Annotated in this window: 15 protein-coding genes; all 15 read left to right on the top strand. The window is 37.9% G+C overall.

Annotation, left to right across the window (positions count from 1 at the left end; all coding sequences use genetic code 11):
- The first annotated feature begins 6 nt into the window (after positions 1 to 6).
- The 15 genes from IGI46_RS06285 to IGI46_RS06355 all read left to right on the top strand — a co-directional run bounded on the left by IGI46_RS06285 (position 7) and on the right by IGI46_RS06355 (position 13,767).
- Positions 7 to 1,479, top strand: a complete 1,473-nt coding sequence (locus IGI46_RS06285; protein WP_429962493.1) for a glycoside hydrolase family 32 protein — start codon at positions 7 to 9, stop codon at positions 1,477 to 1,479.
- Positions 1,480 to 1,495: 16 nt separating this feature from the next.
- Positions 1,496 to 2,368, top strand: a complete 873-nt coding sequence (locus IGI46_RS06290; RefSeq protein ID WP_429962494.1) for an ROK family protein — start codon at positions 1,496 to 1,498, stop codon at positions 2,366 to 2,368.
- Positions 2,369 to 2,393: 25 nt separating this feature from the next.
- Positions 2,394 to 3,503, top strand: coding sequence for an ABC transporter ATP-binding protein (locus IGI46_RS06295; protein WP_429962495.1), 1,110 nt, complete (start codon positions 2,394 to 2,396; stop codon positions 3,501 to 3,503).
- A 333-nt stretch (positions 3,504 to 3,836) separates the two neighbouring features.
- Positions 3,837 to 4,355, top strand: a complete 519-nt coding sequence (locus IGI46_RS06300; protein ID WP_429962496.1) for a helix-turn-helix domain-containing protein — start codon at positions 3,837 to 3,839, stop codon at positions 4,353 to 4,355.
- A 297-nt stretch (positions 4,356 to 4,652) separates the two neighbouring features.
- Positions 4,653 to 5,282, top strand: a complete 630-nt coding sequence (locus IGI46_RS06305) for a ketohydroxyglutarate aldolase (protein ID WP_429962497.1) — start codon at positions 4,653 to 4,655, stop codon at positions 5,280 to 5,282.
- Between the two features lie 15 nt (positions 5,283 to 5,297).
- A complete protein-coding gene (locus IGI46_RS06310) occupies positions 5,298 to 5,777 on the top strand; it encodes a PTS system mannose/fructose/N-acetylgalactosamine-transporter subunit IIB (protein ID WP_207700587.1) in 480 nt (159 codons plus the stop codon).
- An 18-nt stretch (positions 5,778 to 5,795) separates the two neighbouring features.
- Positions 5,796 to 6,545: a PTS mannose/fructose/sorbose/N-acetylgalactosamine transporter subunit IIC gene (locus tag IGI46_RS06315; RefSeq protein ID WP_207700588.1), complete on the top strand. Its 750-nt coding sequence runs from the start codon at positions 5,796 to 5,798 to the stop codon at positions 6,543 to 6,545.
- A complete protein-coding gene (locus tag IGI46_RS06320) occupies positions 6,542 to 7,378 on the top strand; it encodes a PTS system mannose/fructose/sorbose family transporter subunit IID (protein WP_207700589.1) in 837 nt (278 codons plus the stop codon). Before IGI46_RS06315 ends, IGI46_RS06320 begins: the two co-directional genes overlap by 4 nt.
- 12 nt (positions 7,379 to 7,390) lie before the next feature.
- Positions 7,391 to 8,323 (top strand): phosphoglycerate dehydrogenase, encoded by a 933-nt coding sequence (locus tag IGI46_RS06325; RefSeq protein WP_429962499.1) that lies wholly within the window; start codon positions 7,391 to 7,393, stop codon positions 8,321 to 8,323.
- An 11-nt stretch (positions 8,324 to 8,334) separates the two neighbouring features.
- The gene (locus tag IGI46_RS06330; RefSeq protein ID WP_429962500.1) at positions 8,335 to 8,745 is read left to right on the top strand and encodes a PTS sugar transporter subunit IIA; all 411 of its coding nucleotides are present in this window, start codon (positions 8,335 to 8,337) and stop codon (positions 8,743 to 8,745) included.
- Positions 8,746 to 8,756: 11 nt separating this feature from the next.
- A complete protein-coding gene (dapA, locus tag IGI46_RS06335) occupies positions 8,757 to 9,641 on the top strand; it encodes a 4-hydroxy-tetrahydrodipicolinate synthase (protein ID WP_429973127.1) in 885 nt (294 codons plus the stop codon).
- Between the two features lie 99 nt (positions 9,642 to 9,740).
- Positions 9,741 to 10,820: a PucR family transcriptional regulator gene (locus IGI46_RS06340; protein WP_429962502.1), complete on the top strand. Its 1,080-nt coding sequence runs from the start codon at positions 9,741 to 9,743 to the stop codon at positions 10,818 to 10,820.
- Complete coding sequence (locus tag IGI46_RS06345) at positions 10,821 to 11,294, top strand: PTS sugar transporter subunit IIB (RefSeq protein WP_207700594.1); 474 nt, start codon at positions 10,821 to 10,823, stop codon at positions 11,292 to 11,294.
- Between the two features lie 20 nt (positions 11,295 to 11,314).
- Positions 11,315 to 11,908, top strand: coding sequence for an SIS domain-containing protein (locus IGI46_RS06350; RefSeq protein WP_429973950.1), 594 nt, complete (start codon positions 11,315 to 11,317; stop codon positions 11,906 to 11,908).
- A gap of 1,076 nt (positions 11,909 to 12,984) precedes the next feature.
- Positions 12,985 to 13,767, top strand: coding sequence for a PTS sugar transporter subunit IIC (locus tag IGI46_RS06355; RefSeq protein ID WP_429962505.1), 783 nt, complete (start codon positions 12,985 to 12,987; stop codon positions 13,765 to 13,767).
- The last annotated feature ends 14 nt before the right edge of the window (positions 13,768 to 13,781 follow it).

The following is a 13,781-nucleotide window of genomic DNA, read 5'->3' on the forward strand; positions in this document are numbered from 1 at the left end:
TACTCAATGCTGCAAAGACTTTCAAAAGCTAACGAATTCATTAAAAATAATGCGCCGTTAGTCAATCCAGAATACCGGAATAAATTTCATTTAATGGCTCCGATTGGCTGGATCAATGATCCTAATGGCTTTGTTTATTATCAAGAAGAATATCATTTGTTTTATCAATATTACCCTTACGACAGTATTTGGGGGCCAATGCATTGGGGGCATGCCAAAAGCAAAGATTTGATTCATTGGGAGCATCTGCCAGTAGCCTTAGCTCCAGGAGAAAGCTATGACAAGGACGGATGTTTTTCTGGTAGTGCCATAGAAAAGGATGGCAAGTTGTATTTGATTTATACAGGACACAATGTTGTGGATGGACATGTCCGACAGGTTCAGTGTCTGGCGGTTTCTGAGGATGGTGTTCACTTTGAGAAATATGCTGGAAATCCGATAATTGCAGAAGATCAAGTAGCCTCTGTTGCAACAACTGAAGATTTTCGAGATCCCAAAGTGTTTCAACGCCAGGAGGATTATTTCACTGTAGTCGCTACTAAAACTTCGGATGATCGTGGACAAATAGTAATGTTTCATTCCAAGGATTTACTCACTTGGGAGTTTTATTCTGTGTTGCTGGAAGGAACTCCGGAACAAGGTATTGTATGGGAGTGCCCAGATTTGTTTGAAATAGATGGTAAAGAAGTCTTAATTATTTCTCCGATTCAAATGCTCGCACAAGGGAATTCTTACCAAAACACTAACTCAACTGTCGCTTTTGTCGGTACCGTCGATTGGCAAGCAGGTAAATTTCAAGTAGAAAATTTCCACGAGATTGATGGAGGCCTAGACTTCTATGCACCTCAAACATGTGAAAATGAAGCTGGACAGAGAATTATGACCGCTTGGATGCAAATGTGGCAGCGGAAAATGCCTACAAATGATTTAGGACATGGTTGGTCGGGGTCTATGACCTTACCTAGAGAGCTGAGAGTAACTGATAATCAACTAGTGCAAAGACCAATTTCAACAATCTATCAAGTAATTGATGAGCAGGAGAGTATTGAGAAGGCTAAAACAGAGAAGAATTTGTTTTTACTGAAGGATTTGGTTTACGATCAGCATTATTTACGCTTGGAAATTAACCTAAAACTGGCAACGAAGTTAGAGCTTCAATACGCAAAAGGGGCAGAGCATACATTATTACTGAGTTATGATGTTGAGCAGGAGTACTTTACTGTTTCCAGAGAACAAATGCCTTACGATTTACCAGGAGCTGAAAGCGAAGTATTGAAAAAGCGTAGTATGACTGTTCCTCTGGAAAACAATTACCTAACCATCGAAATTTTCCGTGATACTTCAGCTGTTGAGATTTTTTTAAATGATCGTCTGACCATGAGTATGACTTTTTATGAGACAGAAAAAGGGCATGATTTTCTTTTACAAGCAGATAGTGAAGTAACTTTTTCATTAGAAAGCGGCTTAATTAATTTATAGAAGGGAGTGAACAATAATGATTTATGGCTCAATCGAAGCTGGTGGCACGAAATTTGTTTGCTCAGTCGCCGATCAGGAATTAGAAATTATTGAACGCCAGAGCTTTCCTACGACAACTCCGAAAGAAACGATAGGTTTAGTGAACGGCTTTTTCAAAGAATATGCCGCAGAATTAGTTGGAATTGGTGTGGGCTCGTTTGGTCCCATTGATATTCATCGAGATTCACCAACTTATGGTTACATTACGTCCACTCCAAAGCTGGCCTGGCAAAATTTTGATTTTGTCGGAACAATAAAAGAATCTTTTCAAGTGCCAATCGCTTGGACGACAGACGTAAACGCAGCGGCCTATGGTGAATATTTATTTGGTAACGGCAGCGGTCTATCCAGTGCTGTGTATTATACGATCGGAACAGGGATTGGTGGTGGCGCTATATTTGATGGCCAGTTTGTTGAAGGCTTCAGCCATCCCGAAATGGGACATATGCTAATTCAACCACATCCGAAAGACTCTTTTGCAGGGGTTTGTCCTTACCATGGCAATTGTCTAGAGGGAGTGGCCTCGGGTCCCGCCATTGAAAAGAGGGCTGGAAAAAAGGGGCAGGAGCTGGATGAAGAAGATGAGCATTGGGAGTTGATCGCTTATTATCTTGCCCAATGTGCATACAATACCACACTCATGCTTTCACCTGATGTCATAATTTTCGGTGGAGGAGTCATGAAACAGCAGCATGTGTTAAACAAAATAAAAACAGCATTTAAGCAGCTTTTAAATGACTACGTAGAAGTTCCAGACTTGGATCATTATTTGGTCACTCCGAAGTTAGAGGATAATGCAGGAACTTACGGTTGTCTGGCATTAGCAAAAGAACATCAGCTGCATTCGTAATAGAAAAAGAAATGGGTGAACACATATGACAGAACTAAGCTTAAACCATATTCATAAAAAATATGATAATGCTGAAACGTATTCGGTGACGGATTTTAATTTGAAGATCAACGATAAAGAATTTATTGTTTTTGTCGGTCCATCAGGGTGCGGGAAGTCCACGACATTAAGGATGATCGCAGGGTTAGAAGACATTTCGGAAGGGGATTTCACGATCGATGGTCGGCGTATGAATGACGTTGCACCAAAGGATCGAGACATAGCCATGGTTTTTCAAAATTATGCTTTATATCCACATATGACAGTCTTCGATAACATGGCTTTTGGATTAAAGCTGCGTAAATATGATAAAACAGAAATCAAAAATCGCGTAGAAAATGCAGCGGATATTTTGGGTTTGTCGGAATATCTGTATCGAAAACCGGCAGCATTGTCTGGAGGACAACGCCAACGTGTCGCTTTAGGAAGAGCAATCGTTCGAGATGCCCGCGTCTTTTTAATGGATGAACCGTTATCCAATTTAGATGCGAAATTAAGAGTGTCAATGCGTGCTGAGATTGCCAAATTGCACCAGCGTTTGGGGACTACGACTATCTATGTTACACATGATCAAACTGAGGCGATGACTATGGCCGATAGAATTGTAATTATGAAAGATGGTGTAATCCAGCAAGTCGGTACACCACAAGAGGTATATAATGCCCCTAATAATGTTTTTGTAGCGGGCTTTATCGGCTCGCCAGCAATGAATTTCTTTACTGTAACATTAAAGGATGGGATATTAACTAATAATCAAGGTTTAAGTCTCACAATTCCTGAAGGTAAAAATAAAGTCTTGAAAGAAAAAGGTTATGAAGGCAAAGAGGTTATATTCGGTATCCGTCCCGAGGACATTCACGGTGAACAAATCGCTCTCGATGCAGCTCCTCAAGCAACGGTTCGTGCCAAAGTAGTGGTTTCAGAATTGCTAGGTGCCGAAACGATGCTCTATTCAGTCATTGGTGACACAGAATTTGTTGCAAAAGTTGATGCACGAAACTTCCACGAGCCTGGAACGTACTTAGATCTAGCATTTGATTTAAATAAGGGGAACTTTTTCGATAAAGCAACAGAATCGGTTATCAATTTACCATAAAAGGTGACTCCGATGCACTAGAGAAATTTTTTAGCGCTTGGAACTAAGTGTTAAATCTGGAACAAGCAAATACATTTGATTATTTTAGATTAACACTCTGTATAAACATTTATTGTTACGATAAAGCCCGATTATCACTATAGAAGTGATCGGGTTTTTTTAGTGTGGAAATATTCTATCCTGAGCTTGCTTATCAAAGAAAAATATTATAAATCGGCAAATAATCCTCCTATTACCAATGATAGAAAGGATTTGCTATCGACATTTTGCTCAAAAGGAAATAGATTGGATAGAAGAAGCTGTGACAAAATAATAGAGTGTAGGTGAAGATAAATGGAAATCAACCAGATGATCAAAAGTAAGAGAAAGGAACATAAGCTGACGCAAGAACAGCTGGCAGAAAAAATATTTGTCTCTAAAAAGACCATTTCCAATTGGGAAACAGGGAAGACAACGCCAGATATTGACAGCTTGATTCGTCTGGCTCGATTATTCAATTTGTCTTTAGATACTATATTATTGGAGGAATCGACCATCGTGAAAGATATTCGAAGAAAGACCGCAGTTAGTAAAAGTCTCATATTATTCATTATTCCTTTTTTAGCAAATCTGTTGATACTGTTTAAACAATTGGTACTGCTTCATCAATCGCAGAATAATTTTCCAAATGTATTTCTAATTTTCTGCTGCCTATTTGCCAATCTGCTGCCGTTGACTTATTACTATTTAAAGATGAATAGGAATAAGTATAAAAACAGATACAAGCCGTATTTCTACTTGGCAATCGGTTGGACGGCATTATTCATGTTAGTTTGGTTAGCTGTAGTATTGTTGTTAGGCTTTTTGCGTTAAATTTTTGACACAAAAAGCCTAGCTTTTTTGCTGTTTACGAATGCTGATATACCAACGTTTATAAATAGAGAAAGTAGAGTGAATTAAATATCGGTTTCATTTGTTTATCCTCGTCCGCAATTGTCCTGCGATCTCACCCAAATATCGCCCCCATTTTATTAAAAAAATAAGTCATGTGAAAATAGATACATATTTTTATGGTTCTCAAAAACAAATTAGCCTCTCTTTTTTTGTTTTTGCGGACCATATCTTTATTTGACGAATCATGTGAAAATTAGTCTTAGGAGGAGATAAACGATGTTGAAAAAAGCTGTAACAACAAAATTTTTATATGATATCGGCGCATTGGCAATTGTCCGAGCAGAAACAATTGAAAGAGCTAGTGAAATTGCAGAAGGCTGTATGGCAGGAGGTATTCCGATTATGGAAATGAGCTTCACCTTAAATAATGCGGGTGAAATTATTCGGAAATTGAAAGAAAAATATGGTGTTTCTCTGTGTGTTGGTGCTGGAACCGTTCTGGATTCTGAAACGGCTAGGCACGCTATTTTAGAAGGGGCAGATTTTATCATTTCTCCCACTTTTAATGAAGGAGTATCTCATATTTGTAACCGTTATCAAATTCCTTATGCGCCTGGCTGTACTAGTTTTTCTGAGGCAGTAGAAGGATTGACTGAAGGAGCAGCTTTTATTAAGGCTTTCCCTATTTCAGATTTTTATGGACATCAGCTGGTGAAAGTATTTAAGACACCTTTGCCTGATATGCCGATATTAGCAAGTGGCGGAATCACATTAGAGAACTTGGAACAGTGGCTACAAAACGGGGTTGATGTGTGTGGCTTCGGTTCTCTTCTGACTAAAGGAACCTCAAAGGAAATTGAAGAGAATGCAAGAAAGATTTCAGCGATTATAAAAGAATACAGATAGAAAGAGGAAGAAAAAATGATTGCACTAACAAGAGTAGATTTCCGGTTGATTCATGGACAGGTAATTACACGGTGGTTGAAGCAGTGTGATATTAATGAAATTGTCACTGTTGATACAGCATTAAGCAAGGATACATTTATGCAGGATGTGTTTAAGATGGCAGCACCAAAAGGCGTTCGAATCAGAGTATTGTCTTCTGATCAAGCAGTAGAAGTCCAGCAGAAAGGAGAACTAGAGAAAAATCGAGTGCTGCTACTGTTTAAGAGTGTGAAGGAGCTTAGTGAAACAGTTAATAAAGGATTGGCTTTAAAAGAGGTTCAAATTGGGGGCTTAGGTGGTGGACCTGGCAGAAAAGCAGTGAACAACGCGATTACATTAGATAGAACAGATGCAGATTTACTTTTGGAATTAGAAAAACAAGGAATTGCTATCTATTTCCAAACCACACCAGATTACCCATCTGAAACACTAAAAAATGCGGTCGCGAAATTATAAATAGAAAAGGAGATTATTATGGTAGTCCAATCAGCATTAGTAGGTCTTATTTATTGGATTGCAATGGGAAGAGCACAGTATTTCTTTTCCTTTGCATTTAGGAAGCCAGTTGTGTTGGGTGTGTTTATTGGTTTGGTTTTTGGTGATGTTCAGCAGGGGCTTTTGTATGGAGCGACGATTCAATTGATTTACATGGGTGGAATTGAGGCTGGGGGAAATATTCCTAGTGATCAGGCCTTGGCAGCTTGTATTGCGATTCCAGCAGCTATGTTAAGTAATTTAGATGCCAATGCAGCGGTTGCGCTAGCGGTTCCGTTTGGAGTCTTAGGTGTATTGATTAATAACGTTAGACGGACTTTTAACTCTTTTTATAATACGCGAGCAGATAAGCTGATTGAGGAAGAAAAATATGATCAGTTGTCATTGTTCTCATTTATGATTCCTTGGCTAACCAATGGAGTACTTTATTTTACACCTGTTTTTATCGCTACCCTCTTTGGGGCAAATGTTGTAAAAGCGTTTATTAATGTCATTCCTGAGTGGCTGATGAATGGGTTATCAAATGCAGGAGCTATGCTTCCGGCTTTAGGTTTTGCCTTGACTCTTGTTGTAATGGGGAAGAAACAATATTTGCCATTTTTCGTTTTAGGGTTCTTCCTTTATTCTGTAATGGGCTTCTCAATGCTGACAGGGGCAGTATTTGCTGTATGTATTGCCATGATTAGTTCATTGTTTAAACAAAATTCTGATGAGGAGGAATATGCGTGAGCGAAGTAAGTACAGTATCAGATAAGAGAGTTACTCGGATAGATCTGCTGAAGGCCTGGTGGAAGTGGACGTTGGCAGTTGAGGTACCTGTCAGCTTTGACCGGATGCAAGCTTTGGCTTTTAGTTATTCAGTGAATAAAATTTTGCGTAAGGTTTATAGGAATGATCCTGATGGGTTACAAGAGGCAATGAAACGGCATGTGCAAATGTTCAATACTAACTGTAATTGGGGCAGTGTCATTCACGGAATCATTATCTCCTTAGAAGAACAACGAGCGATGGGGAATGAAGAAATCACGCCTGAAGTGATGGAATCATTGAAAATTGGATTGATGGGACCGTTAGCAGGGATTGGCGATAGTGTCGACCAGGGGATTGTTGCAACGATTCCATTGGCTATCTTTGTTCCAATGGCATTGGATGGATCGGTAATTGCTGCATTTATTCCTGCTCTGATTTACTTGATATGGTCTTATGGCTGGTCATGGTTCCTATTCAATAAAGGTTATACCTTAGGGAAGAATTCAGTAATGAACATTTTGCAGTCAGGAGCAATCAAGAAGGTCATTGATATTGCCAGTATCGTAGGCTTATTCATGATAGGCTGCTTATCTGCTGCTTATGTCAAGTTTTCTACAATATTGGAGTTTGCCAACAATGCTGAAAAGGTTTCGGTTCAAGAGATTTTGGATGGGATGCTGCCAAACTTACTGCCGTTTTGTTTAGTCATGGCAATGTATTTTTACATTATTAAAAAGGGACCGAAGTATTTAAACATTATCTTGGTCACTATGGCTTTTGCGATTTTACTGACGTTCTTAGGGATTATATAAAGGAGTTGTGAAATGAATGTATTAATAACCCCACGAGGTTTTGCGGCTTATGGGCAATCAGAGATTGAAAAAATGCGGTCATATGGCTTAAAGGTTCATTACAATGATACAGGATTGGCCTATTCAGATGAAGAATTTTTAGCGCTGGCTAAAAATGCAGACGCTATTATCGTTGGTGTGGATATCATGGATAAAAGAGTGCTTGATCAATGTCCTAAGTTAAAAGTGATTTGTAAATTTGGAGTGGGGACAGATAATATTGATGTTGCTTACGCAGAAAGCAAGAACATTTATGTGGGAAGAACAATCGGTTCAAACTCAAATGCTGTTGCTGAACATGTGATGAGCATGATTTATTGCGAAGCTAAAAATCTATGGCCTACTATTCGTGGAGTCAAAAATCACCAGTGGCAAAAGCCAACAGGCTATGAAATTAGTGGAAAAACTTTAGGAATCGTTGGTTTTGGAGCAATCGGCAAGTATTTAGCTAAACAAGCAGTAGGCGTAGGGATGACTGTACAAGTAAACGATGTTTTCGATATTTCAACCGAAGTATTAGACGAGTACCAAGTTGAAAAAGTCGATTTGGATCATTTGCTGAAAAGTTCAGACTATATCTCACTACACCTACCACTAATTAATAATACCAAAAATATGATTTCTGTAAATGAATTTCAGATGATGAAGAAGACAGCCTGCTTAGTTAATGCTGCTAGAGGCGGTATTGTTGATGAAAAAGCGTTGTATGAGGCATTGATCTCAGGTGAAATTCGGAGTGCATGCTTTGATGTCTTCAGTCAGGAACCTCCTGCTGATAAAGAACCGCTGTTAGCTCTGGATAACTTCTTGTTAACCTCCCATACGGCTGCTCGAACAGTTGAATCAGAAAAAAGAACCTGTGCATACTCGACAGAGATTGTTATGGAAAAATTACGTGTTTTATAGGAGAAGCAGATATGGCTAAATTGAACATTATTGTAGCAACCCACGGACGGTTCGGTGAAGAACTAGTGAACTCAGCAGAAATGATTGCCGGAGCCACGGAAAATGTGTATACCCTTTCTCTATTGCCTGAAAAATCCTTTGAAGATTTTTATCAAGAAGCTACGGCGCTTTTTGCTGAGCTTGAGGGACCAACAATTGCTTTGGTTGACTTGTTTGGTGGAACGCCATCAAATGTATTAACTGTTTTAACTCAGAAATATGAGCATAAAGTACTAAGCGGATTGAATCTGCCCTTGTTTATTGATCTGTATATGAGAGGAACCATGGCAGAAATGATTGATCTAGATGAGTTGGTTAAAGACAGCTTTACGGTATTTAATGAAAGCCTTGTGCTGACAAACGAACGGTTAGAAGACAGATAGGAGAAAGATGTGTGTTTGAAGGAATTATTACCCCAATTGTGACTCCCTTCCATCGAGATACAGAGGAATCACTAAACATTGATGCAATGAAAAATTTGGTAGACCACTTAATCGACAAAGGAGTGTCAGGAATTTTCCCCTTAGGAAGTAACGGAGAATTTCATGTAATAAACAATGAAGAAAAAATGCAGTTTACAAAAGAGGTTATTACTCATGTAAATAAGCGAGTCCCTGTATACGTAGGAACAGGTGCTTGTTCAACGAAAGAAACCATCGAGCTGTCTAAAAAAGCTGAGGAATTGGGAACGGATGTTTTGTCTGTCATTACTCCGTATTTCATCAGACCATCAGAAGATGAATTAATCGCTCATTATACAAGAGTGGCGGAAAGCGTCAAGCTTCCCATTCTTTTATACAATATTCCGAAAAATACAGGGATAAATATTTCCAAAAGAGTATTGAAGGAATTGGCAAAAATTGACAATATTCAAGGAATAAAAGACAGCAGCGGCGAAATTGACAATCTAGCGGGATATATCGAAATTGCCAAAGGGACACAATTGAAAGTATTAGTCGGCTCAGATTCGAAAATTTTAGCAGGCTATCAGTTAGGCGCAACTGGAGCCATTGCTGGGACCAGCAATTTAATCACAGAAATACTTGTGGGATTAGATGCTGCTTATAGAGCAGGAGATCTGTCAAAAGCTGAACAGCTGCAGCAGGAAATTGAAGAATTAAGAAGTGTATTAAAATTAGGAACTGTTCCAGTTATATTAAAACGTTCAGTAGAGCTGGCAGGTATAGCAGAGGTTGGAACTACCAGAGGACCTGTAATGGAACCAAATTCAGAAACAGATCAGAGAATTAAGGCAATGCTGTCTTATTATCAGATCTAAACAATAACAGGTAGTTGGCGATAGTTTGAACGTTGAATGCAAAGTAGTCAATAAATTTTATGGTATAGTTATTTTAAAATAGAATTTTTGGTGATCAAAATGAAATTGGATCAAATTTTTAGGGAGTTCATTCATGTAGTTCAGGAAAATCCCGACTATGTTATTGGTCTGTTAAATGAAAAAGGTAAAATAGTATTCTGCAGTTTGGAAGAAAAAATTGGCGACCAAGTAGCAATAAATGAAACTAATCCCAGTATTCGGATTTATGAAATCCTTGTGTCTAACAAGAAGTATGGCTACTTGTGGATCAACGGACCTGAGCAAGCAATCAATGTAGTAGGGAATATTTTGTTTGATTCATTGAAAACACGCATTCAGTATGAGCTGAATCAGCAATCCGCAAAGGAAAGTCTTTCTGTGGATGATCAGCTGATTAAGGAATTTTTGAGGGAAGAACGTACAAATTATCGTTATACCGAAGATTTGATGAAAAAGATCAAGTTTGACAGTACACTCCCGCGCATTCCTATCTGCATAATCAACGAGGAAGGCTTTGACAACGAGGAGATTACAGGGCTTAAATATAAAATCAATGATCGCAGTACAATTTATTCACTATTGAATACGCGTTATTTATTGATTTTTAAGTCGATTCCTAAAAAAATTGCGGAAAGAAAAGTTTTAGATTATGTTGAGACATTTATTAATGAATTGATAGAATGGGGCCTATCTGATTGCTATTATGCAGTCGGCTCTATTCAATCAGACACTGATTTATACAATTTTAGCTACAATAATTGCTTATGGTTAAAGGAAAATGTTTCTATGGAGAAGGACCAGCCAATTTATTTTGAAGACAATCTCTTTTCCTACTTTGCTTCAAAATCATCTAGGAGAATTACCTCCAATGTATTCGATTATTACAAAAGAAAAGCTGATCAGATTGATGTGGATGAGTTTATCCAAGTGATTGAGCAACTCTATTTAAATGATTTTAGTGTGAAAAAAACTGCTGAGAAGCTGTTCTTACACAAGAATACATTACTGTACAAAATAAAACGGTATGAAGAAATATTTCATTTAGACATTCGAGGCAGCTTTCAAGGGAAACTATTGGTCTATTTTTTAGCTGATTTTTTCAAAAATGACAAAAGTAGAAAGCAAGTAGGTGAAAAGTAGATGAGTGTAAAGATCAAATTGGTTCGTGTTGACAACCGCTTGCTGCATGCAACGGTAGCTTTAAACTGGAATAGCTTCGTGAACGCAAATTTCATTGCAGTTGTAGATCCTTCTCACATTGATGATCCTTTTCTTGCGAAAGTTCTACAGCTTAGTTTTCCAAAGAAAAACGGGGTAGGGATTTTTTCTGTTGAACAGCTGATCAATTTTTTGGAAAAGGATCGAGAAGAAAAATGCAATTTAATGATCATCTTCAAAAATCTGGAAGTGTTGAGAGAGGCTGTAGAAAAGGGTTTTGTAATAGCGGAAGTTCAACTTCCTTATCCAGCTAGCCGTGTAATGATCAAACAGTTAGATGCTTATTTCAGCCCAGAGGAAATTGAACATATCCGATATATTCAAGAAAAGGGAACAAAGTTTTTCTTACAAACTGCACCTCATGATTCAAAGGACTATTCTATCTTTAAACAATAAAGAGGAAAGAATGGATGTATATGATTAATCATTTTGAACAAGCAATCAAGGCAGAAGTTAATGAGCTGTTTGAAACAATCAATATAAATATGTTAGAAGAAGCGAAGGACATGATCCTAAAGGCAGAAGATTGTAACGGAAGAGTACATGTAACAGGCATTGGCAAACCATCCTATGTATCTGGTTATATCGCTTCGTTGTTGTCGTCTACAGGAACTCCAGCTTATTTTTTAGATGGCACAGAGGCAGTACATGGTTCTAGTGGGCAAGTAAAGGAAAAAGATATAGTCATTGCAATTTCTAATAGTGGGGAAACAGAAGAGCTGCTCTACTCAATACGAACCTTAAAGGCAAATGGCGCAAAAATTATTGGTGTTTCCAAAAGTATTCAGTCTTCTCTGAGCCAGTTGTCTGATGTTTGTTTATGCACCTGCACGGAGGATGAAGGCGACGATTTGAATAAACCACCAAGAGCATCTATCATTAAGCAAACCCTGCTCTTGCAGGCTTTGTCGATTCTTTTGCAAGAAGAGAAGCAGATTTCTCCTCGAGACTATGTCACGTGGCATCCTGGGGGAGCTATTGGGGAGTCTTTGGGTGCGACAGGAGGATAAGAACGTACTCGATAAAATTGAGAAAGAGTGAAGCTTTTCCTAGGTTTATTCTTTCCTTATCCTGTTGGCAGTGATGATTGAATGAATTTAGAATTGTTTATAATGATTAAAAAGCTTTACAAACTGATGTCAAAACCAAGCAATAAATGTCATAGCAAATAAAACATAGAATGAAGGAAATTTATTACTTGATCTGGTGTTACTTGGCGATAGACGACTAATCTGAGTCAGCAAAACGTACGTTAGAATTTAGGTAATCTAGTTTTTCGGAAGAGATTCAATCAACGTAGATGGTATTCTTAACTATTTTGTGATTAGTACAAGTTGTTATCATCTATTCAGTATTTTTGATGTATCATCAGCTAATTTCCATTATTATAACAAGTGAGTTAAAAGAACGATTAGACGAATCACACATCGAAAAAATATTTACACCTTCCTCGTTTTACTGTAACCATGTTATAACATGTACTAAAAAGGTTCACTTTTTTAAGTGAAGTTAAAAAGAAATTGAAAAAACGGCGGATGATCGACAATAACAATCGATCATCTGTCTTTTTTTTTCGATTTAGATAAGTATTGTTCATCTTATAGTTTTATCATTCGATTGGTATTCTTCATAAAGAGCATAGCTACCTTTTGATTAAAATAGAAAATGAAGTAGAGATTGATATGAAAGCATTTAAGCAGTGTTGAATTCATGTTAGCAGAAGCTAAAAATTTTTTAATGCTTTTTATCTGTTTGAACAACTGAGAGATGAGGGATAATGAATGGTGTTGAGAGTAAACAAAGAAAGATGACGTTATTGGTGGATGACCTCAGCCCTCATTTTACTACGATTAATTGAGGTACTAAAATTTATGGACAATTTCACATAAAATATGCAGTGTTAATATCATTGTTTAGACAACTTGTATTCGATGCTAAAAAAAAATGTTATGAATGTTGTTGACTTATTATGTCAAGTTAGATATTATAATCTGTGAAAGCGTTACCTTGGGGAGGGATGTTTTTACTGATAATTTTTAAATGGTAAAAAACTGTGTGGATCGATTGACTAAGAAAGGGTGTAATTATGGAAAACGGATTAAGTATAATGCAAGCTGCAATTATTGCTTTATGGTGTTGGTTTATTTTGGCTAGGGTTTCTTTAGCCACATTACAATTAAGGTATGGAACATTAATGACTGCTTTAGTAATCGGTATAGTGATGGGGGATATTCCGGCAGCAATGACGGTTGGGGCTGCTGTTCAATTGGTATTGTTTAATGTTGGCGGAGCAGGTGGAGCTGCATCGGCCGAGCCTGCGATTGCAACTGCGATTGCTGTTCCGGTGGCTTTGATTAGTGATCTGGATGCTTCCTCAGCTGCTGCGATTGCTATTCCAATAGGTTTGTTAGGCGCTTATCTTTATCAGGCACGATTTTTTGTCAACACCTATATTATGAAACTGGTTGATAAATATGCGGCAAAGGGAAATAGCAGCGACTTAACCAAGACAATTATTGGTCTACCATTGCTTTCCGCATTTATTTTAGTCTTTCCAGTAATGTTTATTTCGTTGTACGCTGGAGCACCACTAGTAGCTGAGTTTAGTGCAAAATATATTCAAGGAACGGTCGCTCATGTACTTAGTGTAATTGGTGGAGGGTTAGCTGTCACAGGTTTAGTAGCCGGGATGGTTGCGATTGGTCGAGAAAAATTTATGATCTTTTTCCTAATGGCCTATTTCTTAGCTGTTAACTTGACCGATATCAATATTTTAACTTGGGCAATTATTGGAGGAGCGATCGCAGCAATTTATATATTAGGTAGAGATCACCATCAATTAGCACAACTTGAAAATGACGATTTGTAGAAAGGGGAATAAAT

This window comes from Enterococcus sp. AZ163, assembly GCF_050498925.1.
Lineage (GTDB): Bacteria > Bacillota > Bacilli > Lactobacillales > Enterococcaceae > Enterococcus_A > Enterococcus_A ferrettii.